This is a genomic window from Myroides fluvii (assembly GCF_009792295.1).
GTDB lineage: Bacteria > Bacteroidota > Bacteroidia > Flavobacteriales > Flavobacteriaceae > Flavobacterium > Flavobacterium fluvii_A.
Window position 1 is genome coordinate 2,953,810 of record NZ_CP039934.1, and the last position, 25,272, is coordinate 2,979,081.

Genomic DNA, 25,272 nt, shown 5'->3' on the forward strand with positions numbered 1-25,272 from the left:
AGATTTGTAGTAAGAGAAATTGAATTGTTTAGTTTGTAAAAGAGAATCGTAATGAAAAAAATCGGAATCGTCCTTTTTGTGTTCTTTGGAGTTTTTGTCAACGGAAAGGCTCAAAATCCTATATCCTATAGAAATGGGATGGTCGTGTCTGCGCATCCAGAAAGCAGTCAGGTAGGAGTAGATATATTAAAAATGGGGGGAAATGCAATTGATGCAGCCGTTGCTGTTGAATTAGCATTAGCTGTTGTGTATCCGAATGCAGGAAATATTGGCGGTGGTGGATTTATGATCTATCGAAGTGCGGATGGTCAAACAGCTGCTTTAGATTATAGAGAAAAAGCCCCTGCTCAGGCAAGAGAAAATATGTATTGGGATGGAAAAGGAGTGCCTATTACAGCGCTGAGTATGAAGGGGGGATTAGCGAGTGGAGTGCCTGGAACTATTGCGGGAATGGTACAAGCGCACAAAAGATATGGAGTGTTACCTTGGAAAGAAGTGGTTCAACCAGCGATTGATTTAGCAGAAAAAGGCTTTAGACTCACGGAAAAGCAAGCGAGTGAATTTACCAAATATCACGAGGTATTCGAAACTTATAGTACGCAAGCTAGTGCCTTAACAAGTCAAGTGATTTGGAGTAAAGGCGATTTGTTTGTTCAAGCTGATTTAGCTCAAACCCTAAAGCGAGTACAACAGGATGGAAAAAGTGGCTTCTATGAAGGTGAAACAGCTCGACTCATTGTTGAGGAAATGCAAAGAGGGAATGGCATGATGACTTTGGAGGATTTGAAGCAGTATGAAGCGATTTGGCGTACCCCTATCATCTCAACATACAAAGATTTAACGGTTATTTCAATGCCACCTCCAAGTAGTGGTGGAATTGCTCTCACCGCTTTGCTTCAATCAGTAGAGCAATTTCCTTTACAACAGTGGGGCTTTCAATCAGAGCAAACAATACAAGTGATGGTGGAGGCTGCAAGACGCGTTTATGCAGATCGTGCAAAACACCTAGGTGATCCTGATTTTTGGGAGGTTCCCCAAGCGGAATTGACAAATAAAGCCTATAACGTTGGTCGAATGGCATCCATGAGTTTTCAAGAAGCTACTCCAAGTCATGCGATTGAAGCAGGGGTTTTTGATGGATATGAGAGTGAAGAAACAACGCATTATGTAATTGTTGACCAACACGGAAACGCGGTATCTGCAACCACAACACTAAATGATTCTTACGGAGCTAAAGTTGTTGTTGGCGGGGCTGGTTTTTTGCTGAATAATGAAATGGATGATTTCTCTGTTAAGCCCGGAACACCTAATATGTATGGTTTAATCGGAGGGAAAGCGAATGCAATTGAAGGAAATAAGCGAATGTTGAGTTCAATGACACCGACTATTTTAGAAAAAAAGGGACAATTATACCTGGTCGTAGGTACTCCAGGAGGTTCTACTATTATTACTTCCGTTTTTCAAACCATTTTGAATGTGACGGAGTTTGGTATGAATATGCAGGAGGCCGTTGCTGCTCCTCGTTTTCACCATCAGTGGTTACCAGATCAAATCGATTTTGAACCTCAGGCCATAGATGTAAAAGTCCGAAAAGCGTTACAACATAAAAAATATGTGCTCAAAGAACGCAAGCCTTATGGGAAAGTAGAGGGTATTTTAGTCAATGAAGATGGTAGTTATCAAGGAGGTGCAGATCCTAGAGGAGATGATATCGCTAAAGGGTACTAAAACCTGTAGGCTGAGATAAAAGCAAAGGAATGAAATGTTTTATATTTACTTAGGGTTAACAAAAAAAAAATGTGTTAATTATTTTTAATTTTTGTATTTTTGATACACGAAAAAGAAAGTCGGTTAAATAAGGAGAAGATTCTTTTTAATCTATGAATGGAATTATTATTAATAATGTTAATCCAATCTAAAATAAAAGCAATAAAACGATCTTGTGTAAGGGGATTTTGTTTCTATTTTAGAGATGATACAAAAAATGAATCGAAAAAATATAGTGCTAGAACATTCTTTACAACAAGCCATTAAAATTTACTCAAATGCAGATGATGCATCTGTTTATGTAGCTAATAAAATTGCACAAATCATTAAAACAAAGCAAGAGAAGGGCAATCTTGCAGTTTTGGGATTAGCAACTGGATCTACTCCTAAGGGGGTATATAAAGAATTGGTGCGTCTGCACCAAAGTGAAGGATTGAGTTTTCAAAATGTAGTCACCTTTAACTTGGATGAGTATTATCCAATGCATCCGGTTGAGGATCAGAGTTATGTGTCTTTTATGAAACACAATCTTTTCAATCATATTGATGTACCAAAAAATCAAATTCACATACCTGACGGAACACTTGAATTAAATGCGATACAAGCGTATTGTGATTTATATGAAAAGAAAATTGCTGATTTTGGCGGGTTGGATATGCAGCTATTAGGCATTGGACGCAGTGGACATATTGGTTTTAATGAACCGGGATCACTGCAGGGTTCTATGACGCGATTGGTGCAGTTAGACGACATCACACGCAAGGATGCAGCTGATGATTTTGGCGGTGCAGAACACGTACCTACGCAAGCAATTACTATGGGAATTCAAACCATAGTTCAAGCGAAGCAAATCTTTTTATTGGCATTGAGTGAACGCAAAGCAGAAATTATTAAAAAAGCATTAAAGGGAGAAATTTCTCCTGAGGTTCCAGCTACATTTCTACAACAATTAGAGCATGTAGAGTATGTTCTCGATCAAAAAGCAGCAGCGTTATTATAGTTTATAATTAACGGTTAATCTATAGAATAAGTAAGGTAAAAGAAACTCAATGAAAGAGATCTTTTACCTTACTTCGTTTATAAGGGTAAGTGGGCAACTACTTTTGTTTATTATGCTGGTCTATAATGATCCATCATTGAGAAAAAGAGCAGTGCATTGTATCGTTGTTTTCAATTGGTACTAAATCTGTGCTACAAGATGCAGAAAAGCGTTTGGCTATGGGGTATCCTGAGGAATTGTCCATTGCGCCATATACCAGTTGACCTGATAGGGATACGCTTCATAAAAAGAATCATCTTCATTTAGCGTATAGCCTTGTTTGGCATTGGTTTGAGCTTCTAGCATGATGTTTCTAGCCTCCCTTTTTTTGTTTTGAGCCAGAAAACACATTCCTTTATAGTATTGGGCATCTGAAAATTTGGGATATTCTGCAAGGGCTTTATCGAGGTATAGCTGCGCTTGAGTATAATCTCTTAGTTCGTAGTAAATAATACCCATGTAAAAAAGATCCAAGTAGTGGAGCCAGGATTCACCGTGTTTTTGAATGGTGCGATTTAGATCCTGTTCTAAAATTTCTTTCGCCTGTTCAAACGCATTTAGTTGCAAATAACACAGTGCAATGTAAAAGGCGTAGGAGTGATCATTTTGGTAGTCATACCCAAATTCTTGTTCTGCTTTTTGCATATCCGCAATAGCGCCTTTATAATCGCGTTGGAAAATACATTTAAGATAACCTCTTCTTCCCAAATACGCTTTTCGATCGTAACGTACGGCTTGATCGTAACAAGCTACTGCAAGCTCATATTTTTTGGCTTTCCAATAGGGGAGCGCTTTGTTTTGCCATAAAACAGCAATCGTAGCGTCTTGTGCAAGTGCCAAATCAATCTGATCTTGCCATCCTTGTTGTGTATAATGATAGCGGTAGGCCCCTTGGGTGAGGTATTGGTCGATAAGATCCGCTTGTTTGGATTGGCTCCAGCCAGAAAAAGAACTCAATAGTACAACTAGAAGTGGTCGTGTTTTCATTACGCGATGTTAGCCTAAGGTTTACGTAAACTAAAGTATGAAAAAATAGTGCTTTGCGTCTAAAATATCAATTTTTTTATTTGTTGTACAAATCCATGCGCCTTGATCTTTTGCGCTGTGATCTTTTTGTGCTTTGTACTTGAATTAGTGAAAAATAGATACTAAAAATAAAAAGAGCTTCCTTTAACTTTTATCTATTTAAAACAAAATAAATGACTTAACTTTGTCCCAGTTACCAAAGGGTTGCTGTTTGCATCTGTATTGAAGAATTTAAGATTTTTGTTATCGTCAATTTTACGTCTTCAGTACGCTATTATTTAATTTTATAATTTTAAACCGTTTTGTGGGGAAGCTAGATGGAACTCCTGACAAAACAATGGATTAACTTCCTTATCCCCATTCTTCTTAGAAGACTGTTTTTTGGATTAATGATTTGTAGTAAAAATTCATTGCCTTTTGGCAACTTTGTTATACACTTTATTTCCATTAGATTTCACTTTCTATGAGAAATGATTATTTTTTAATCTATGTATTCTGGAGTACAGCAACAAACCTTGCCAGCATATATAATAAGTAGTATCTCAAATAAAACAATGAATTTTAAAGACTTAAATATAATAACGCCTATACTTAGGGCGATAAATGAAGCGGGTTATAGTCAGGCAACCGAAATACAATATCGAACGATTCCACATATTCTAACAGGTAAGGATTTGATTGGTTGTGCACAAACAGGAACCGGTAAAACAGCTTCATTTGCTATACCCATAATACAGCTGTTAAATCAGAAACCTACTTCAAAAAAGGGAATACGTTCTCTTATTCTCACCCCTACACGAGAATTAGCCATACAGATAAATGAAAATTTTGATGCGTATGGTAGATTTTTAAAATTAAGACATTTAGCTATCTTTGGAGGTGTTCCACAGCGCAAGCAAATTACGCAGTTGAATAGAGGAGTAGATATATTAATTGCAACACCTGGTAGGTTGTTGGATTTATTAAAACAGAATTGTTTAGAGCTTTCTCAGGTAGAAATATTAGTGTTAGATGAAGCGGATCGCATGCTTGATATGGGATTTGTAAGGGATGTGAAGAAAATACTCACTAAAGTTCCCGCTAAAAGACAGACTTTGTTTTTCTCTGCTACAATGCCAAGTGAAATACGAAAATTTGCACAAACCATACTTAAAAGACCAGAAGAGATTAATGTAACTCCCGTTTCTTCTACAGCACAAACAATTCAACAAGGCGTTTATTTTGTAGAGAAAAGCGACAAGCTAGACCTTCTGATCGCGGTTTTAGGAGATCGTTCAGTGAAACAATCGTTGGTGTTTACCCGCACGAAACATGGTGCAGATAAAATAGTAAAACAGCTGATAAAAGTTGGAATTCAAGCAGCTGCCATCCACAGCAATAAGTCTCAAAATGCCAGACAAAGAGCATTAAAAGATTTTAAAGAAGGACGTGTACGGGTTTTAATAGCAACTGATATTGCCTCTAGGGGAATTGACATAGAAGAACTACCTCACGTGGTAAATTACGAATTGCCTAATATCCCCGAAACCTATGTTCATCGAATTGGACGAACTGGGCGCGCAGGAGCAAAAGGAGTGGCTATTTCTTTTTGTGCGACTGAGGAGAAAAAAGATTTGCAAAACATACAAAAACTGATTGGGTTTACCTTGCCAATCAAGACGCATGAATACGTGTAAAAAAATAGAATATTAATTATATAATTTAAATAGAAAATGTACGAAGGAACAGTAAAATTTTTTAATGAATCTAAAGGTTTTGGATTTATTTCACAGGCAAACGGAAACGATGATATTTTCGTTCACATTACTGGATTAGTAGATAATGTTAGTGAAAATGATTCAGTTCTTTATGATATTGAACAGGGGAAAAAAGGTTTAATGGCGGTTAACGTGAAGTTAAAATAAACAACGTCTTACTTTATTTGAAAAGAGGATATATTGCAAAATATATCCTCTTTTTTTTGGTCAAATAGCGCTTGCACTATTTTACATTTTAGCTTTAGAAAGGGGGATGCTAGCGCAGGATAAAATGAAAAATGCAATCTGTTTCAGTTGTTTAGATTAGTTGTATCTTTAATAGTGAGTAGCGTTAAAAACAGGACATTTTATTTTTGAAGGGCATTTATCTGCCGTTTTTATTCGCTCAATTATTTATCCTATGATAAATTTAATCTAAGAGGTACACCTTAATTTTGCCTCGTTATTTAACCCTATAAAGAGTAAAAAAACAATGATGACTAAAAATTTACTATTCTCTGAGATTTTTCCAACTAAAACTAGAATTCGACTAGTTGCCGTATGGTTAATTGTAGTTTTATTCCTGATTTTTGGACAAGGTATTTTAGGTGACACGATTACAGGTACCCTTGCTTTAGGAACATTTTTAGTATTGCTCTTTACTATTATTGGGGCGGCATTTGGCGTCGTGAAAGAAGCGGATGAGCTTGCCCACAAGTTAGGGGAGCCTTATGGAACCTTGATTTTAACCTTGTCAATTGTATCCATTGAAGTGATTTTAATTGCGGCAGTCATGTTAGGTCCTGGTGAAAATCCAACCATTGGAAAGGACTCGATCTTTTCAGTGATGATGATCATTATGAACTTGGTGATTGGTTTGTGTATCCTCTTAGGAGGCTTAAAGTTTGGCGAACAAGAATACAATGCTCAGGGAACTTTATCCTATATGGGGATGATTATCATGCTTGGGGGAATAGGCTTGTTGTTGCCTAATTTTATACAAGGAGCAGGTGGAGGTCAATTTACGACAACTCAAGCGGTTGTATTAGCGGGATTAGTTATCGTGCTTTATGGATTTTTCTTGCTGTTGCAGATGAAGGGATACAAGCATTTGTATATTCAACCCAAGGCCGGAAATATGGAAATTCCATTTGCACAACGCCAGGAGGGAGCAGAGCAAAAAGAAACAGACATAAAGGCGGTAGATCCAGTAAACAAGAAAGAGATTTGGATGCGTACCTTGATTTTGGTAGGGATGATTTTACCCATTGTCTTACTTTCTCATAATATGGCAGTTGTGGTGGATTACGGGATAAAAGCGGCTAATTTACCTCCTTTATTAGGTGGGGTTTTAATTGCAATTATCGTATTTACGCCTGAATCGATGACGGCGGTTAAAGCGGCTTTAAACAACGAATTTCAACGAGCGATTAACCTGTGCCATGGTGCCTTTGTATCCACAGTAGGGCTAACAATTCCAGCTGTGTTAATCGTGGGGCTAATCACGGGAAAAACAGTGTTGTTTGGAATGACAGCTACCGAAACCATACTCTTTGTGATTACGTTATTACTGAGTTTGATGACTTTCATTGGCAAGCGAACAACACCTATTATGGGAATGATGCACTTGGTGCTCTTTGTCGTATTCATGCTTTTAATTTTTAATCCTTAATATAAAAACCTAAAATGGAACAGAATAAAGGACCCGTTTCACAATTTTTAGCAAGTAATTTTTTACATTTTAATGCTGCTTCAACTATCGATGCAGCCAAAGGTTATGAGGCGCATCTAGCTGCAGGAGGAAAAATGCTTATTTCCTTAGCAGGTGCGATGAGCACAGCCGAGCTTGGTATTTCTTTAGCTGAGATGATTCGCCAAGGAAAAGTGGATATTATCAGTTGTACAGGAGCCAATTTAGAAGAAGATATCATGAATTTAGTGGCGCATTCACAGTACAAGAGAATACCGAATTACCGTGATCTAACACCACAAGATGAATTGGATTTATTGCAAAACAAATACAATCGCGTAACAGATACTTGTATTCCAGAAGAAGAAGCGTTTCGCAAGATTCAACATCATATTGAAAAAATATGGAAAGATGCTCAAGCACAAGGAGAGCGCTATTTTCCACATGAATACATGTACAAATTGTTGTTGAGTGGTGTGTTGGAGTCTGAATACGAAATTGACCCCAAAAACTCGTGGATGTTAGCTGCTGCAGAGCGCAATTTACCTATTGTTGTTCCTGGATGGGAAGATTCAACAATGGGAAATATTTTCGCTTCATACGTGATTAAAGGAGAACTACAAGCTTCTACTGTAAAAAGTGGAATTGAATACATGGTTTGGTTGGCCGATTTTTATGAACGAAATGCAGTTGGACATGGAATTGGATTTTTTCAAATTGGAGGAGGAATTGCTGGTGATTTCTCTATGTGCGTAGCACCAATGCTTGTACAAGATTTAGAGAAAAACGAGGTTTTGAAATGGAGATATTACTGTCAAATTACAGATTCTACAACCTCTTATGGTTCCTATTCGGGATGTATTCCAAACGAAAAAATAACGTGGGGAAAACTCGATGTAGATACGCCAAGTTATGTTATTGAATCAGATGCTACCATTGTAGCCCCACTAATATTTGCTTGGATTTTAGGTAAATAATTTACTAGTTTAATTCTTTGCCAGTAGTTCGCCTGTGTTGTCGAACTACTGGCTTTTTTATGCCTTTTTATTTTTGAGTATCCATGCTGTAGTATTGATGAAAAAAGCCTAAATTAGTTCAATACGCTAAAGGATATACCAGCATGGCTTTAAAGATTTATCCCGAATATCCCCTTGATGAACTTGAACAACTAATTATCAATGGCAATAAGGTACCCTACGGGGAATTTTTGATTTATGGAGACTTGGTGGAATCACTGAGTAAAAGTGAACACGATTGGTATGTCTGGTACAGCTTGCGTTTACCTTTTCACGATAATACGAGAATTCAACGGGCTAAGGCTGATGCAGAACTCGATTTTATCATTGTCTCTCGTTTTGGGATTATTGTTTTAGAAGTTAAAGGAGGAAATGTATTTATTGACCAAGGTCGCTTTTGTTTTAAAGATGGCGATCATACCAAATGGTTACCTCAAAATCCATTTGAACAAGTAAAAGGCTACAAATACACGTTGATGAATAAGGTATTCCCTAATTTTAAACAGGTACAGTTTTGTGAAGCTGTGGCTTTTCCAACTACCAAAATAGCAATTGATAGCACTATCTACGATAAAAACTTAATTTACAGTGATTATACACGAAAAAATGACTATGAAAACATCGAGCATTTTTTGTTGCATATTTATAAGTACACCAAAGAAAAATTAGAAAGTGTTCATCCTATTACATTTAAAAAATTAAAGCGAAACGACCTGAACTACATTGTCAATACATTTAGTCCAAAAGTACAGGATACTAATGTATTTGCTTCTCGCAACTCCTATCAATGGCTAAAAGAACGAAACTTAGATTATTTATATTCGTTAGCTGAAAATCCTCGTTTGATGATTGAAGGATCACCCGGAACGGGAAAAACGACTATGGCTATGGCGTACGCCGAGATGCAGGTAGAGCGCGAGGGAATCTATTTGTGTTGGAATGCCTTGCTCTGCGCATACAATCAGCAGCGATTCAAAGAAAAAAACGTGCGGATAACTTGTATTACATTTAAGCAATTTATCGCCAAATATCATCCCAAAGTCAATGAAAAAGAAATTTATTATCTAAAGCCGTTAGCTTGTGCGAAGTTGGTACAGGAAACCCTAGAGTATTTAGAAGAAATAGAGGAATTGCCAGATTATGACTATATGATTATCGATGAAGCACAAGATTTATTTGACCGAAATCTAGCCTTGTTGATCGATAAACTCTGTGGAGATGGCCAAGGATTAACCCAAGGTAATGTGATGTTACTATATGATTTGGACCAAAGTTTTTCGCTATTTGGTCGGGATGTAACGGAATATGCTTACTTTTTAAAAGACTATTTTACGCATTTTAAATTGCATAAAATAAGGCGAAGTGCACAGAAATCGCAAATTCGCCAAATTGCAGAACACATTCAAGAATCTCCTGAAGAGTGGGAAGAAATAACCAATCACCAAGCAGAATACGACGACATAGCATTGCGTTCCTTTGATGAGGTAGAGGTGCTAAAAAAAGCGATAAAAGAAGTCATAGACAGTATTAATGATCCTCATTCTTCGCTTGAAGCCCAAGATGTTATTGTTTTGGTGCAAAGTAAGGTTTGGCAACGCAGAAACAATGTGGCAGATTTAATTGAGGAACTACAAATGGAAGAGTTAACACCAGATAATTTAACGCTAGAACCAACTAAATTACAATTTACAACTGCGTTGAAATATAAGGGGTTAGAGCGTAAAAATGTGATTCTCATTGTAGATAAACCCGATCAATTCACGCCTTTCGAATGGTATGTGGGATGCACAAGAGCCATTGATAATTTAAATATTTGGCAATTGCATACCTATCAAGAACATGAAGAAGAATAGTAATCGGGTGTAAAGAGAAATAAGTATTTTTGTCTTTGAATTTAATTTTGAACCCATGGGTGTAGCAGAACTTTTAAAAAAGAAAAGAGAACAGTTAGAACAAACAAATAAAGAAGAAGGAACGGTTTTCCTTGCAGCTTTTTCCCAAAGAGCAGGTGTTGTTGTCTTACCCTCGGGCATTGCCTATGAAATTATTGCCTTAGGAGCGGGATTGAAAGCGACATTGGGGCAATCAATTGTTTGTCATTATACTGGTACGAATGTAAGAGGAGAAGTGTTTGATAGTTCAGTTCAACGAGGAACACCTAGTACATTTAAACTCAATAAACTAATCAAAGCATACCAAGAAATAGTACCTTTATTGCCTATGGGAACTCATTTTATTATGGTAGTTCCACCAGAATATGCGTACAAAGAAGAACACATCAGCAAAGCAATAGGACCTTATAGTACATTGAAATTCGAAGTTGAATTATTGGAAATCGCTCAATAAATAAGCAGAGCAAAAGAGGACTACGCCTTGTCCTTTTTTGCTTTTTGACGAAGGACATATAAGTACAAACTCTCCGTTTTTTCTCTTGCCCACGGTGTTTTTCTCAAGAATTTTAAAGAGGAATTAATAGTTGGATTCTCAGTAAAACAGCGAATGTTAATCTGTTTCCCCAAACCTTCAAAACCTTGATAATAATCGACTAATTCTTCTAGTATTTCCACTAATTTTTTACCGTGTAACGGGTCTTTGGACGTTTGCATTTCTCTTGAATTTGGTGCAAAAATACGATTTTTATTCTGAATGATGAGCAATGTTGGTTAACCTTGGATTATTGATTAAAATGAGCTTTTCAATAAAATGGATGGCTGCATCTTCATTTATGTTCCCTTCCTTTTAAGCAGAAGTCTGGCGTTAATCCCTCCACTTTATAAAAAGAGTGGGCGTAATGAATTGATTTATCAAAGCAAATCATAGGAAGATACGAAAAAGAAAGAAGAAAAAGACTGTTAATCATCAGTCTTTTTCTTTTTTTTAAAGGGGAACTTTATACTAGAAAAATAAAACACGATGAAACAAAGAGTACCCATTTCGCAAATCATGACTAAGGTTTTAATTGCAGTGCCCACTACAAAAAAAATCAGTGAAGTCAACCAATTATTTACAGAGTACAACATCAGACACATTCCCGTAGTAGAAGGGGAAAAATTGGTGGGCATTATCTCGAGTAATGATATTATAAAAATAGGATATAGCACTGCTAATATGGATGTAGAAGCTATTAATGCTATTTATGATGCCTATAAACTAGAAGATATTATGACAGTGGACCCTGTTGTTGTGTTGGATGATATAACCATAAAAGAAGTAGCCGAATTATTAGTTGAACAACAATTCCACTCCTTGCCGGTAGTGGATAAAAACAAAACCTTAGTGGGAATTGTTACAACAACAGACCTTATTAATTATTTAATTGCTCAGTATTAATACTACCTGAGATTTGCTTTTTAGCCTTCTATTCTCTGAGTAGAAGGCTTTTTTTGCATTGAGAATCGCACTTTGGATCGTTCATTTATTATTTTTAACATAGTATCACACCCTCCAAAAATGCAAAAAAGCGAAAAACACACATACAAAAGTCCTACCTTTGCCGTCCACCTAAGTTAATCGTGAATGAATTCCTTTGTTGCTTTAGATTTTGAAACGGCCAATCAACACAGAAGTAGTGTATGTAGCGTTGGTTTGGTATTTGTTGAGAACAGACAAATCGTCGATAAGTATTATGAGTTGATCAAACCTACGCCAAACTTTTATAGCTATTGGAATACGCAAGTACACGGATTGACGCAACGCGATACGGCTCAAGCCGATGAATTTCCTGAAATATGGGACTATTTGTTGACACGCATTAAAGATTTACCTTTAGTAGCGCATAACAGTGCTTTTGATCAAAGTTGTTTAAAGGCAGTCTTGGCAAGTTATAATCTGCCGATTCATCAAAATCCATTCTATTGTACATTTCGAAAGTCGAAAAGCGTATTTCCTACATTGCCGAATCACAAGCTCAATACAGTATCGGAGTATTTGGGATTTAAGCTCGATAATCACCACCATGCGTTAGCTGATGCGGAGGCTTGTGCACATATTGCTTTACACGTGTTTTAATCGTAGTGGGAACGCCAAAAAACGAGATTGCTACTTAGTTGTTGGTTAAATACAAGTGAATGGCGGTACCCTTTCCAAAATCCGAATTTATAGTAAGTTGAGCGCCAATGAGTTGAGCTCTTTCTTTCATGTTGCTTAAACCAATACCACGGAATGAAGTAGAGGGTTTAATTCCCTTACCGTTGTCTTTGATACTTAAAACAATACAATTTTTTTCTGTTGTAACTTTTAGCTTGCATAGACTCGCACAAGCATGTTTATTTACATTTTGAAAAGCCTCTTGAATGATTTGATAAATGTTTACCTTTTGTACCGTGGTTAAATGCTCTAAACACAAATTCGACTCAAAGGCAATAGAAAAACTAGTTCTATTTTTATTCGATTGTTTGCCTACTAATTCGGTTAATAATTTTTCAAAAGACTTGTTTTGAAATATATTTTGCTGTGAAAAAGAATGTGAAATATCCCTTACCTTATTCTCTAGATGCACTAATTCATCCACCAACATCCCTTTAAGCGTTTCGTTGGGAATTTCTAAGAGTTGGGTGTTAAATCGCAAGGTAAAAATACTATTGATAATACCATCGTGTAGATCTTTTGCTATTCTGTTGCGTTCTTTTAGAATGGTTACGTTTTCAATCGTATTGTTTTCAATCAACAAATTCATAATTTGTTCATTTTTAGATTTTTGACTATTGGAGTGGGCTAAATCCTTGTTTCTGTTTTTTAGGCGGACGTAAATTAAAATAAAGAGCAATGTACCAATGATGATAAAAGCTCCTAAATAAACGAAGTAGATACGCTGTTTTAGTGTTTCGTTTTCTTGTTCCAGAATAAGGGTGTTGTATTCAATCTTGGCAAAACTTTCAAGTGTTTCCTTTTGCATGGAATCAAGTAGGTAGTTGACCTCTATGAGTTCTTTAACCAAGTTTGAGGTCTGTATGTCTTTGTGCTTCGTTAAGATATTTTCAATAATTTCTTTTTTGTGGTTGTAAAAGTTATTTGCATTGGCAATGGTATAGGCTTGTTCCAACCAAGCCTGTGATTGATTCATTTGGTTGCGCTCCCAATAGATATCAGATATAAATATAGATACATCAATAGCGTAAAAAGGATGATTTAATTTTGTGTATATCTGATAGGATTCAGTTAAGCGATCAATGATGTTACTATCTTGATTTTGGTAGTATAAAGCCAGGTGATATGTACTGTTTATGTGCGCGTATACTTGTATAGAAGTAGGCGATTTTCGATAATAAGTTAAGGCCTCTAGGGCATATTGTTCTGCCTGTTTATAGTCTTCTAAATCAAAGTAAGTCATTGCTATATTCCCCAGTAGATTTGACAAGGCTAAATTGTATTTCTCAACAGGTAAAATGGTGTATTTGCCCTCGTCTTTTTTTAACGTTTCATAGGTTTCTAGTAGGATAGATAAAGAAGCCTCATATTCTTTGTAACTGATTAAATAAAACGATTTGAGTTGATTGGCTTCAATGAGAATGGGACTGTTTGGGTATTTTTGAAGAATTTTTAAAGCTTGGTAAAGTTTAACCTCAGATTCCTTATCAAAACCCGCTTCATAAAACAGACGCGCTTGATAGAACACATTCTCTGCCAAGGCCAAGCTATCTGACGTCTTTTTGTACAAGAGCTCTGCTTGTAAATAGTAGTGATACACGCTGTCCAATTGCTGATTATCGTGATAATAAACAGCTTTTTTTTCATAAATCTGTGCTAGCCTACTTAAGTCGTGTTTTTTTTTGGCATCGTGCTCTGCTAGAGCAGTGATAGCAAAAAAAGCTTTTTGATTGCTGGCATAACGCAAACCATTAAGGACGCTATCGATATAGGTTTGGTGTGCAACCGTATTGGTTAAACGGAGAATTTTATCAACATCTCCTTCGTATTTTTTTGAAATACTGTCTTTTTGAGCCGGTGTGCGTTTAATTGCATATAAGTTTTCAATATCTGTCTGGTGTTTCGTTTGCTTGTGGTTACAGCTTGCAAATAAAAACAAAGACATCAAAGCAAGATAAAAATAAGGGAGGGATTTGGTGAAAAACATGGATGAATATATGTTGTTGTTGTTGTTGTTGTTGTTGTTGTTGTTGTTGTTAACTTTTTGGTAATTGAATTGTTACTGTGGTACTTTGACCAAATTGAGATTCAATAGTTAAAGATCCGTGGTGTATGTTAATAATTTTAAAAGCTAAGGATAGACCTAATCCAGTGCCAGGTATTGCAAAGGCATTCGATGAACGGTAAAAGGGCAAGGTGAGTTTTTCAAGATCTTCCGCCTTGATGCCAATGCCATAATCTTTAATTTGTATTATAATAGCCGTACTTGTACTATCTAGAATAAGATCAACAGTTTGGTTGTAAGAAAACTTATCTGCATTTAAAACGATATTCGATAGTGCTAAGCTCAAAAGTTGTTGATTGCCTTTGACGTGCAATTTGTGTAGTTCCTCTGTTGTTTTTACCACAAAATTCAATTTGAGTTCTCTGTGGTGTAACATTAAATTATCAATTGTTTGCCACCAAAAAGTTTCAAAATAAATAGGAGATAAATCACCGTTTACTTGATCTAGCTTAGCAAGTGTCAGTAGATTATTGATAATTTGATCGGTGTAAATTGTATCTTGAATGATAGCTTGTAATGCCTCTTGGTAAACTTCGGGTTCTCGTTCTTTTGTCAGGGTTATCTCAGCTGTACCCAAAATGGCAGCAATGGGTGTTTTTAACTCATGAGAAGCGTGAGCAACAAAAGCTTTTTGACCTTCAAAGGACTCGTGCAAACGCTCAAATAAGGTATTAATTGCTTCGCTTAATGTGCGGATTTCATCCTTAGACATTTCAGTGGTAGAAATAGGTTCAGCTAGCGTATCTACATTTCTTGACTGCACATGTTGAATGATCTTTCTAATGGGTTGCAAAAAAGATTCTGCAAATAAACGAGAAAGCATGAATGTAATCAACAAGGCAATTAATAAGCTAATCAACATAATAGAACGCAACTGCATTAAAGCATCTAATCCCGTTTGATCTACCGCTTTTGCCATAATAATATAGTTTCCGGAATTGTCCTTGTACAATACACCAAAAACGTAATTATCTCCTTGTTTAAACCATACTTTGTTGTCATCAACCACGGCCTGTAAAATGTTTTTATCCCATTTTAAATCGTGTTCCTCAATAAAAATAGGATTGAAGTCAAGGGTGTAAATTCGAATTTGTTCTTTTGGTAGGGTACGAGGAAATTTGCGCAGTACTTCCTGAAATTCTGCATAGGTGAAATTATCCTCTGCTAGATAATTATGCCCAACGATATAAGCTCGATCTTCTAATTGTTTAAAGAAGTTCTTTTGCCAATGGTTGGCCACTACAAAATAGATTGCTACTAATACAATAGAAAGTAATATGGTAAATAGACCCAAAAATTGGAGGGACAATCGAGTTCTAATTTTCATTAAAAAGTCTTTTTACGTGTATTGCATCATTTGGTTATTGCTATAAGCAATTGCTTACCATCGACCTAATTTAGGTAAATTCCTTTGTCAGAGTAAATGTACTATTTATTTTGCTTGTTTTGTACTAAACGGGCAAAAGTAGGTAAAGCATTGAATAAAAAAGGGGTATATACCAAAAAACGGAGTAAAAGTTGTCTTTTACTCCGTTTGAAAAGGACTATTTTGAGTATAGTCTTATTTTTTTATGCGAATTTCTTGTGCTTGGTATTCATCCTGATCTGCTGTAAAGATTTTAAACTTCACGTCAAATTCTTCGGGTACGTAAATTACAATAGGCATTCTTCCATTGTAACGTGTAGTTTCTGGTTGTCCAGATACAAATAAATGTCTTTTTGGTGCATCAGGACATGCCATTTGCGTTGAAAATGCATCTCCTTTACTTTGAAAAACATAGTAGTCATATCCCCAACCTTGCAAGTCTTTTTTCTCTAAAGTTCCCATTAAACCATAGTTGTTGCATCCATCAACTTCCATCATTTTTCCTACTCGAAATTCAATTTTTTTGTTATTATCTTGAGCGGAATGAGGCACTTCAATAACCATTTGTTTGTATCCTTTTTCTGGCTTTGGAAAAATGGAAACATCTACTTTTTGTGCCATACTAGCTGTAGTTAAACTTAAAAAAACAAGGAATAATCCGATAACTTTTTTCATACTAAACTTTTTTTTATTAGGAATTAATATGATAAAAGTAGTGAATTATCATTCATCATTTGATTTTTTAATAAAAGATTATCGTTTCAAGTATTATGTTTTTATTGAGATACAATAGGGGTTGGCTCAAATGAAATGGAAAAACGATGACCATAAGAAGTAAAAGAATATGCGATTTCCCATTGATGTAATTTGACAATTTCTCGCACGATTGCCAAGCCTAAACCCGTGCCGTTTTTTTCTTCTGTCGCTCGGTTAAAGCGCAGAAAAATGCGCTCAGGATCTAATGCAATTTCCCCAGTATTAGTTATTTGCACGCCTGAGTGATCTAGTTTTAAGTGAATGTGACCACCTGCAGAACTGTATTTTATAGCATTGGACAACAAATTGCTGAATAGCGATTCTATGAGGGTGTAAATTCCTTTGACATTGACTGTTGCATCGAGCGTTTGCGTCAGATGAATTTCTTTTTCAGCCGCAAGTTCCTCGAAAAAACCCCATTGCGTAGATAGTAGCTCCGCGAGGTTGATGCATTGAAATTGCTGAAATTGATTATTCTCAATTTTGGCTAATAGCAATAGATTTTTGTTCAGTCGATTAAAGCGAGAGGAGACATTATACAGCGATTGTACCAGGTGCATTTGCTTTTGTGTAAGGTCTGTCTCTTGTAATAGTAAATCCAGTTGAGAGCGAAAAACAGCCAAGGGGGTTTGCAACTCATGAGACGCATTATCTATAAATATTCGTTGTTGCTTGTAAACAGTTAGGTTGTTTTCAATTAGATGCTGAAGATTGGAGTTTAACCGGTTGAACTCTAGTGTTTGAGTTGGTTCAAAAAGAGGGACGTTGCCCTTTTCTAAGTTGTAGTTCTCAATTTGATTAAGGGTGTTGTAAAAAGGAGACCACAGTTTTTTGGCCAATAATTTTTGGATTAAGACAATCGATAAAAAGAAAATCAAAACGACCAACCCATATTCGTAAATCAACGTATGGAGGAGATCTTTGGGTTCAACCATCGCAATTCTCGAGAGGAGGAGGTAGGGCTGTCCTTCAATGACAATTGAGGTATACAAGGTTCGGTATCCCACTTCATAACCTTCTGCAGGGTTGAAAAAAGAAACCAGTTGAGGTTTATGTACAACAATAGAAGTGTCAGGGGGTACAATCATCAAGTCGTAATTGTATCTATTCCAAAGATCTATTTCCTGAATAGAGAATTTAGGCAGGTGATTTTGTGTGAAATCATGGGTGCGATATTCAATTAATTCATCTAAATCTTCCGCATAGCAAAATTCCATCACCCAATAAAATAAAGGAGCGCAGCCAAATAATAAGAGTCCCGTGTACAGGATAAAATAGCGCTGATAGGTATTTAATAAACTCTTCATTCTTCAATCCATTGATAACCAATTCCGTAAATTGTTTTTATTGTGCAATCACACTGATGATCTTGTAATTTTGCTTTTACATTTTTGATGTGTGCATAAACAAAGTTTTGATTGTCTAGCATATCTGCCATATCCCCTGAAAGATGCTCGGCAATTGCATTTTTTGAAACGACTCGTTTTTTATTGCCAATAAGGAATAAAAGTAACGCATATTCCGACTTGGTCAACAAAGCGGGAATATTATTTACGGTTACTTGTTTGCTCAATAAGTTAATGGTTACATTACCTGAAGTTAATTCGTTTGTGGCAGTCGCCAGTCGACGTCGCAATTGGGCGTGAATGCGAATGCTCAATTCAGGTAGCGCAAAGGGTTTAGCCAAATAATCGTCTGCGCCCAATTCGAGCCCTTGAATTTTATCTTCTAACGCATTGCGGGCAGAGATAATCAAAATCGAACTGTCGATGTTCAATTTTTTTATTTCTTCTAAAAGTAAAAGACCATCCCCTCCAGGCAATCCCAAATCCAATAATATACAATCGTAAGTGTATAATTTCAATTTTTCCATGGCTTCATGGAACGTAAAAGCCTGCTCACAGATGTAATTGGCCTCTAAAAATTGAACGATGTTGTGGGATAGTTCACGCTCATCTTCAACAAGTAATAGTTTCATAAGAAATGAATTTGAAACAAAGGTAGGAGGCAAATTTATAGAAATTTTGAATTTCAGGTTAATCGTTATTATTCGATTAAAAAAAGTAAAATTTTCGTAAAATTCAAATTTTCTACAAAATGAGTTCTTCCTTTTGCGTATACATTCTAATCAATAGAATGAATTAAATGTACAACTAAATTTAAAATTAAAAGTAGTATGACGAGCGCAAATTATATGAAAAATGTACCCACAATTTCTTGCTTTGACTTAATTGGACGCACCATTAAACGCATGATTGTCCTTGCAGTCAGTATTGGTTTTTTACTCCGTATGGTTTTGGCTTTTCAGGTGCGCGAGGATCTGAATTTACTTTATCTCTTTAAATTGAGTGTACTCGGTATGATTAACGATAGTAGTTTGACGTTAATCGCCTGTTTGTTTCTTGGACTGCAAGTACTAGGGGTTTCCCAAATCAAATATAAAAAACCTTGGGGCTATCTTATTTTTGGATTTTATGTCGTGCTACTTCTTTATGTGTTATTCTTCCATACTATATTTCATGAGTATGGCAATGTAGTACCGACTATTGCTCAAGGTTTTTTCTTGTATAAAACGGTAAGTTTTGGCTTGCGTCTTTTTATTCCGCACCTTCGAAGCACCTGGAGTTATGTAGTTTACGTAGGGATTATCTTTCTTTATGCTGTTGTTTTAGTGCAATTTGTAGCACTTGGAGAGTATTTGTTTTGGGATGAATTTGGTGTGCGTTATAATTTTATTGCCGTTGATTATTTAATCTATACCAATGAGGTTGTTGGAAATATCGCAGAATCATATCCGATTAAAACGATTCTCACCGGTGTAGTGGCAGTGGCAGGTGTATTGACGTATTGGGTGGTAAGAGGCACTCGTACCGCCTTTGAGCAACCGATGGAGTCCAAACAAAAGATTAGCGTGGTCCTGGGGTACGGGATTGCTGTGGCTGTTTGTATTGGAGTTTTAAATTATACCACAAAGTTTCAGGCTACAGATAATGTGTATTATAACGAATTGCAAGCCAATGGAGGATATAAGTTTTATCAAGCATTTAAGAGCAGTCGTTTAGATTACAATCACTTTTATGAAAAACTCGATGAAAAACAAGCCCAAGCTATTGTTAATACGATGTATAGCAGCACGGGAATGAAAAATATACAAACAATTGTAGATACGCTACCAGCGCGTAAAAAGAATATTGTGTTAATTACCGTGGAGAGTTTAAGCGCCTCCTTTATGGAGCGCTATGGAAATACAAATCAAATCACCCCTTATTTGGATCAATTGGCCAAAGAAAGTTTGGTTTTCGACAACTTATTTGCAGTGGGAAATCGCACCGTTCGAGGATTAGAAGCGGTTACCTTATCTCGACCACCTAGTGCGGGAGAGAGTTTAGTGAAACAAGAAAATAATGCAGATTTATTCTCCATAGGAAAAGTATTGAAAAACCAGGGGTATCAAGTGCAATATCTATACGGAGGGGATAGTTACTTTGACAATATGAAGACGTTTTTTGGCGGAAATCACTATGAAATTATAGATAAGAGTAGCTTGGAGTCGAGTGAAATTACATTTAGCAATATTTGGGGCGTATGTGATGAAGATATGTTCGCAAAGGCCTTGAATATCTTTGATGACAATAGTGCAAAAGGAAAACCCTTTTTCAGTCATATCATGACCGTAAGTAACCACAGACCTTATACGTATCCGGAGGGCAAAATTAATATTGCCGGTGATGCTCAATCGAGAGAGGGAGGGGTGAAATATACGGATTATGCTATTGGTGCGTTCATCGAACAGGCGAAAGAGAAATCTTGGTTCAAAGACACCGTTTTTGTCATCCTTGCCGATCACTGTGCCTCAAGTGCAGGAAAAGCAAGTTTGCCTTTGGAGCGCTATCGCATTCCTGCTATGATTTACGCTCCGGGCTTTATTCTACCAAAAGAAGAAAAACGCTTAGTCTCTCAGATTGATGTGATGCCAACTTTATTGGGCTTGTTACACTTCTCTTACGAATCTCGTTTTTTTGGACAAGATATTTATAAAAAACAATACCAAGAACGCGCTTTCTTGGCTACGTATCAAAATCTCGGTTATTTAGAAAACGATATTTTAACGGTGTTATCACCCAACCGAAAAGTGGAGCAGTTTAAAGTAACTGTCCCAAAAGAAGGAGTAGAATATCACATGGAAAAACAAACGAAATTGGATGAGGCTTTGGTAAAAAGAGCAGTTGCGAATTATCAGGTAGCTAGTTATGATAAGTAGAGAGAGGAGAGAGGAGAGAGGTGAACGTCCCTAAATATGGTTGACCGTTTTTAAACGAAAATTTACAAAAAAGCAAAAAAGCAAAAAAACAAAAAAGCAGCAGAAGAAGAAATATTTATAAATATTGAAAAATTTACTTCTTTCTTCTCTCTTCTTTCCATTAACTAATATAATTCCAGATACTTGTGCTTTGATTCAGGCGATTTAGCTTGTCTTTAATTTTACCGTGATGAGGTTGTTCTAGTGTAGGATCCTCTTTGAGTAATTGAATCGCTTGATGTCTGGCATAGTGTAAAATTTCCTGATCTTGTACGATATCGGCAATTTTGAGTGGGAGTGTCCCGCTTTGTTGAGTTCCCATAATGTTTCCAGGACCGCGCAGTTTTAAGTCAACTTCTGAAATTTCAAATCCATCGTTGGTTCGACACATGGTTTCCATGCGAATTTTACTGTCATTACTCAATTTGTCCCCAGTCATCAGGATGCAAAAACTCTGTTCTGCTCCTCGGCCTACCCGGCCTCTTAATTGGTGTAATTGAGACAGTCCGAAGCGCTCAGCGCTCTCAATAATCATCACAGAGGCATTGGGTACATTTACCCCCACTTCAATAACGGTGGTGGCTACCATGATATTCGTTTCTCCCTTGGCAAAACGATCCATCTCTTTGTCTTTTTCAGCTGGTGTCATTTGACCATGTACAATACTTACGCTATATTGAGGAAGGGGGAAATCCCTTGAGATGCCCTCATAACCTTCCATTAAGTTTTTGTAATCCAGTGTTTCACTTTCCTCAATGAGTGGATAAACAATATATACCTGTCGCCCTTTAGCTATTTCCTGTTTGATAAAATGCCAAACAGCTAAGCGCTTCCCTTCAAAATAATGCATAGTTTCAATGGGTTTACGACCTGGAGGTAATTCATCAATCACAGAAATATCCAAATCACCGTAGAGGCTCATGGCTAAGGTTCGCGGAATAGGGGTAGCGGTCATCACTAAAATGTGCGGCGGAATTGTATTTTTCTTCCAAAGCTTTGCGCGTTGTTCAACACCAAAACGATGTTGCTCATCGATAATAGCTAACCCTAAGTTTTTAAAGACTACTTTGTCTTCAAATAGCGCATGTGTACCGATGAGAATCTGTAAACTACCTTCTTCCAATTCTTGATGGAGTACTCTGCGTTCTGCGGTTTTTGTAGAGCCAGTAAGCAATTTAACCTGAATGCCAAGAGGTGCGGCCAATTCGGAGATACCAATAAAGTGCTGCGTAGCTAAAATTTCCGTTGGAGCGACAATACACGCCTGAAAACCATTGTCCAATGCAAATAGCGTGCTGATAAAGGCAACAATGGTTTTTCCCGACCCTACATCACCCTGTAAGAGGCGATTCATCTGTGCCGGCGCTCCCACATCCTTGCGAATTTCTTTAATTACCCTTTTTTGCGCATTGGTCAACGGAAAGGGAAGGTGATGCTTGTAAAAGGCATTGAAATAATCACCGACTTGTGTAAAGGGAAAACCTTGAATTTTGCCTTTGCGTGCAATGTTTTTAATTAAAAGTTGCATTTGAATGTAAAACAACTCCTCAAATTTTAATCGAAACTGCGCTTTGTTTAGCTCTTCGGGATTCTTGGGAAAATGAATGTTAATCATCGCCTGATTCATGGGCATTAGCCCCAATTTAGTGCGAAAATCTTCCGGTAATGAATCGTTAAACAAAGGATGCGTTTCCTGTACCAATTGGTGCATTAATTTGTTCATCGCTTTATTGGATATTCGAGCCCCAAGTTTCTCCGTAGAGGGATAGACCGCTTGCATGGTTGAAGCGATATTGTTTTTGTGTTCTTCCACCGTTTCCATCTCTGGATGTGGCATGGAATAGATGTAGTTAAAGTGGTTTAGCTTGCCAAAAATAACATAAGGTGTATTGAGCTTTATGTTCTCCATAATCCATTTGAATCCTTGAAACCATACAATTTCCAATTGACCTGTACCATCAGTGAAGGTGGCGACTAATCGCTTGCCGCGTTTTTGTTCTACTGTTTTTAAGTGAATAATCTTACCCACCAATTGAACCTCGGCAAGGGTCGTAGCAAGCTCGTTTATTTTGTAATAACGCGTGCGATCAATGTAGCGATTTGGATATAGATGCAACAAATCACTGTACTTAAAAATACCTAATTCCTTTTTGAGTAAGTCACCACGTTGAGGTCCAACGCCTTTTAAATATTCAATAGGGGTATCAAGTAGGTTGTTGTACATGCTTAAAATCAAATCAAATTAAAAGCCCTAAGATACGGGTTTTTGATCGAATACTTCACGTAGTTTTTGAGAGAAACCTTCGCAAAAATCAAGTTGTTTTTTTTTGTTTTGATTCAGATTTTTTTTGCTTCTTTTAACGTCTTGTGCCACGCTATTTGACAAAGACGCTCTATGTGATTGGCCTTTAGAAATTAGCGTTTCCAGCACATTGTCAGTTGGACTAAGTTATCAGTCGTCCTTGTATCGCTTAAGTAGCCCAAGTAAACTTAGCAACAGTCAGGCAGTGAATTGGGAGTTAACCCGACCCATTCGATTGACGAAAAAGAAACCGACAATGCATTAAGGGGCTTCATTTCTATGAAGTTAACAGCATAAATGGGCGAATTACGGTTAAAATGTTGTATTTTAGAAGAAGACTTAACGTAGGTTAAGTACAGCGGTAAAAAAGAGGAGTATCTTTACCTCAAGAGAAAAATGAATATTTAAAACCAAGTTTAGTATGTCAAATGTAGATTTAGTTATTGAAGAAAGAGCGGCGAGTATTGGTAATTTCCTAGTTGGAAGATTATTGCCTTTTCGTCAAAAGCGAACAGTAGGTCCTTTTGCTTTTATTGATCACATGGGGCCAGCAGCCGTCAAAGAACACGATAATTTAGATGTGGACCCTCATCCTCATATCGGTTTATCTACGTTAACCTATTTATTTGAAGGGTCAATCATGCATAGAGATAACTTGGGAAGTCATGTTGAAATTACACCTGGTGCAGTCAATTGGATGACGGCAGGACGCGGGGTTGTTCACTCTGAACGCATGCCAATAAATATCAGACAAGAAAAACCCGATACGGTTTTACACGGTTTGCAAATTTGGATCGCACTACCCAAAGAGCTTGAAGAAGTTGAGCCGTCATTTGTGCATATTGAAGCTAGTGCATTGCCTAGTTGGACAGCAGACGGGGTGGAGTATAAATTAATTGCGGGAAAAGCACTGGGACATGAATCACCGGTTCCTGTTCACAGCCCTTTGTATTATATTGAAATAAAGTCCAAAGATGCAGCAAAAATAAATATTGGTGCAGGACTATTTGGAGAAGCGGCTCTGTATATCCTCGAAGGAGAGGTGAAAAGTGGCGAACATACGTATGGAAATAAAAACATCCTTATTTCGAATGACAGTACTTTGTGTGAATTTGAAATGGCTCCCAATACAACAGTGTATATTTTTGGAGGGGATCCCTTGCCAGAAGAGCGCTACATTCTTTGGAATTTCGTTTCCCATGATGTGGAGCGCTTAGAGAAGGCTAAACAAGATTGGATTGATCAAAATTACGAGGCTTTTCCTCTAATTGAGGGGGATGATACATCTTATGTGCCTTTTCCAGAGGGAATGAAAAATTTTAGAAATAAAACAAGCTAAATAAAAAGTATGGAAGTAAAAGTAACTGCCACATTGGGCAATACCTTATATCAAACGGAAGTAAAAGCAGGAAAACACAGCATCATCAGTGATGAACCAACAGATTTAGGAGGGGGAGATACAGGTTTAAATCCATTTGAACTGTTGGCTTCTTCCTTGGCGACTTGTACTGCTGCTACCTTGCGCATGTATATGAATATGAAAAAATGGGAGGTAGATGAGATTGTGGTACAAGTAGAAATGGAGGATGATAAAGCAAATAAAATCGCCAATTTTAAACGCGAAATACAGTTTAGAGGTGGTGCTTTAGATGAAGCACAACACAAGCGATTGCTAGCGATTGCAGAGAAATGTCCCGTACACCGAATCATTACGGGAAATGTAAATATTGAAACAACCATCCAAAACTAAAATAGAAATGGAAATAAAACACGAACAAACTGAAAGTAAAGGCGCTTTTTCTGCATGGATTGATGGCGTAAAAGCAGGAGAAATGACCTATAGCGTAGCGGGAACCTCCATGATTATCGTTGATTCTACGCATGTAGACGAAGCTTTCAAAGGACAGGGAATCGGTGTAAAACTCCTAAACAAAGGGGTTGTGCCTTTTGCAAAAGAGAAAAAGGTGAAGATTATGCCTTTGTGTCCCTTTGTAAAAGCGCAATTTGATCGACATCCAGAATTGGCTCCTATGCGTGCATAAAACGCAAAATAAAATAGCAATAATTGAAAGAAAAGACTTAGTAGACAAAAAAGGAGGCAAGGCACTCCTTTGTCTGCTAAG

Annotated in this window: 22 protein-coding genes; 14 read left to right on the top strand and 8 right to left on the bottom strand. The window is 36.9% G+C overall.

Annotated features, from left to right (window positions below):
- Window positions 1–51 precede the first annotated feature (51 nt).
- Together ggt and nagB are read left to right on the top strand one after the other, a co-directional pair.
- Window positions 52–1,728, top strand: a complete 1,677-nt coding sequence (gene ggt, locus FBR08_RS13190) for a gamma-glutamyltransferase (protein ID WP_158963153.1) — start codon at window positions 52–54, stop codon at window positions 1,726–1,728.
- Between the two features lie 256 nt (window positions 1,729–1,984).
- Window positions 1,985–2,767 carry a glucosamine-6-phosphate deaminase gene (nagB, locus tag FBR08_RS13195; protein ID WP_199268599.1) on the top strand — a complete coding sequence of 261 codons (783 nt, stop codon included), beginning with the start codon at window positions 1,985–1,987 and terminating at the stop codon, window positions 2,765–2,767.
- A gap of 216 nt (window positions 2,768–2,983) precedes the next feature.
- Here the strand turns inward: nagB and FBR08_RS13200 are convergent, their stop codons facing one another.
- Window positions 2,984–3,793 (bottom strand): tetratricopeptide repeat protein, encoded by an 810-nt coding sequence (locus FBR08_RS13200; RefSeq protein WP_158963154.1) that lies wholly within the window; start codon window positions 3,791–3,793, stop codon window positions 2,984–2,986.
- Between the two features lie 593 nt (window positions 3,794–4,386).
- On the opposite strand from FBR08_RS13200, the gene FBR08_RS13205 reads away from it, so the two are divergent.
- The 6 genes from FBR08_RS13205 to FBR08_RS13230 all read left to right on the top strand — a co-directional run bounded on the left by FBR08_RS13205 (window position 4,387) and on the right by FBR08_RS13230 (window position 10,620).
- Window positions 4,387–5,508, top strand: coding sequence for a DEAD/DEAH box helicase (locus FBR08_RS13205; RefSeq protein WP_158963155.1), 1,122 nt, complete (start codon window positions 4,387–4,389; stop codon window positions 5,506–5,508).
- Window positions 5,509–5,544: 36 nt separating this feature from the next.
- Window positions 5,545–5,736, top strand: a complete 192-nt coding sequence (locus tag FBR08_RS13210) for a cold-shock protein (protein WP_158963156.1) — start codon at window positions 5,545–5,547, stop codon at window positions 5,734–5,736.
- A gap of 325 nt (window positions 5,737–6,061) precedes the next feature.
- Window positions 6,062–7,240: a calcium:proton antiporter gene (locus FBR08_RS13215; protein WP_158963157.1), complete on the top strand. Its 1,179-nt coding sequence runs from the start codon at window positions 6,062–6,064 to the stop codon at window positions 7,238–7,240.
- 14 nt (window positions 7,241–7,254) lie between these two features.
- Window positions 7,255–8,235: a deoxyhypusine synthase family protein gene (locus FBR08_RS13220; protein WP_158963158.1), complete on the top strand. Its 981-nt coding sequence runs from the start codon at window positions 7,255–7,257 to the stop codon at window positions 8,233–8,235.
- Between the two features lie 143 nt (window positions 8,236–8,378).
- The gene (locus FBR08_RS13225) at window positions 8,379–10,127 is read left to right on the top strand and encodes a nuclease-related domain-containing DEAD/DEAH box helicase (protein WP_158963159.1); all 1,749 of its coding nucleotides are present in this window, start codon (window positions 8,379–8,381) and stop codon (window positions 10,125–10,127) included.
- 55 nt (window positions 10,128–10,182) lie between these two features.
- Window positions 10,183–10,620 carry an FKBP-type peptidyl-prolyl cis-trans isomerase gene (locus tag FBR08_RS13230; RefSeq protein ID WP_158963160.1) on the top strand — a complete coding sequence of 146 codons (438 nt, stop codon included), beginning with the start codon at window positions 10,183–10,185 and terminating at the stop codon, window positions 10,618–10,620.
- Window positions 10,621–10,640: 20 nt separating this feature from the next.
- Here FBR08_RS13230 and FBR08_RS13235 read toward each other — a convergent pair whose 3' ends face one another.
- A complete protein-coding gene (locus FBR08_RS13235; protein WP_158963161.1) occupies window positions 10,641–10,880 on the bottom strand; it encodes a VF530 family protein in 240 nt (79 codons plus the stop codon).
- Between the two features lie 307 nt (window positions 10,881–11,187).
- On the opposite strand from FBR08_RS13235, the gene FBR08_RS13240 reads away from it, so the two are divergent.
- Entirely contained in the window at window positions 11,188–11,604 is a 417-nt protein-coding gene (locus FBR08_RS13240) for a CBS domain-containing protein (RefSeq protein ID WP_158963162.1), read from the top strand.
- A gap of 186 nt (window positions 11,605–11,790) precedes the next feature.
- Window positions 11,791–12,282 carry a 3'-5' exonuclease gene (locus FBR08_RS13245; RefSeq protein ID WP_158963163.1) on the top strand — a complete coding sequence of 164 codons (492 nt, stop codon included), beginning with the start codon at window positions 11,791–11,793 and terminating at the stop codon, window positions 12,280–12,282.
- A gap of 34 nt (window positions 12,283–12,316) precedes the next feature.
- On the opposite strand, the gene FBR08_RS13250 is transcribed toward FBR08_RS13245, so the two are convergent.
- From FBR08_RS13250 to FBR08_RS13270, 5 genes are all read right to left on the bottom strand, one after another.
- Entirely contained in the window at window positions 12,317–14,347 is a 2,031-nt protein-coding gene (locus FBR08_RS13250) for a sensor histidine kinase (protein WP_158963164.1), read from the bottom strand.
- A 49-nt stretch (window positions 14,348–14,396) separates the two neighbouring features.
- Window positions 14,397–15,752, bottom strand: a complete 1,356-nt coding sequence (locus FBR08_RS13255) for a sensor histidine kinase (RefSeq protein WP_158963165.1) — start codon at window positions 15,750–15,752, stop codon at window positions 14,397–14,399.
- A gap of 234 nt (window positions 15,753–15,986) precedes the next feature.
- The gene (locus tag FBR08_RS13260) at window positions 15,987–16,466 is read right to left on the bottom strand and encodes an ecotin (RefSeq protein ID WP_158963166.1); all 480 of its coding nucleotides are present in this window, start codon (window positions 16,464–16,466) and stop codon (window positions 15,987–15,989) included.
- Between the two features lie 101 nt (window positions 16,467–16,567).
- Window positions 16,568–17,854 carry a sensor histidine kinase gene (locus FBR08_RS13265; RefSeq protein ID WP_158963167.1) on the bottom strand — a complete coding sequence of 429 codons (1,287 nt, stop codon included), beginning with the start codon at window positions 17,852–17,854 and terminating at the stop codon, window positions 16,568–16,570.
- Complete coding sequence (locus FBR08_RS13270; RefSeq protein ID WP_158963168.1) at window positions 17,851–18,525, bottom strand: response regulator transcription factor; 675 nt, start codon at window positions 18,523–18,525, stop codon at window positions 17,851–17,853. Before FBR08_RS13270 ends, FBR08_RS13265 begins: the two co-directional genes overlap by 4 nt.
- A gap of 198 nt (window positions 18,526–18,723) precedes the next feature.
- Here FBR08_RS13270 and FBR08_RS13275 point away from each other — a divergent pair, with 198 nt between their 5' ends.
- The gene (locus FBR08_RS13275) at window positions 18,724–20,808 is read left to right on the top strand and encodes an LTA synthase family protein (protein ID WP_158963169.1); all 2,085 of its coding nucleotides are present in this window, start codon (window positions 18,724–18,726) and stop codon (window positions 20,806–20,808) included.
- Window positions 20,809–20,968: 160 nt separating this feature from the next.
- Here the strand turns inward: FBR08_RS13275 and recG are convergent, their stop codons facing one another.
- The gene (gene recG / locus FBR08_RS13280; RefSeq protein WP_158963170.1) at window positions 20,969–23,071 is read right to left on the bottom strand and encodes an ATP-dependent DNA helicase RecG; all 2,103 of its coding nucleotides are present in this window, start codon (window positions 23,069–23,071) and stop codon (window positions 20,969–20,971) included.
- Between the two features lie 499 nt (window positions 23,072–23,570).
- Here recG and FBR08_RS13285 point away from each other — a divergent pair, with 499 nt between their 5' ends.
- Genes FBR08_RS13285 through FBR08_RS13295 form a run of 3 tightly spaced genes read left to right on the top strand, consistent with a single transcriptional unit; the run spans window position 23,571 to window position 25,191 of the window.
- Complete coding sequence (locus FBR08_RS13285; RefSeq protein ID WP_158963171.1) at window positions 23,571–24,488, top strand: pirin family protein; 918 nt, start codon at window positions 23,571–23,573, stop codon at window positions 24,486–24,488.
- Window positions 24,489–24,497: 9 nt separating this feature from the next.
- Window positions 24,498–24,899 carry an OsmC family protein gene (locus tag FBR08_RS13290; RefSeq protein WP_158963172.1) on the top strand — a complete coding sequence of 134 codons (402 nt, stop codon included), beginning with the start codon at window positions 24,498–24,500 and terminating at the stop codon, window positions 24,897–24,899.
- A 7-nt stretch (window positions 24,900–24,906) separates the two neighbouring features.
- Window positions 24,907–25,191 (top strand): GNAT family N-acetyltransferase, encoded by a 285-nt coding sequence (locus tag FBR08_RS13295; protein ID WP_158963173.1) that lies wholly within the window; start codon window positions 24,907–24,909, stop codon window positions 25,189–25,191.
- The last annotated feature ends 81 nt before the right edge of the window (window positions 25,192–25,272 follow it).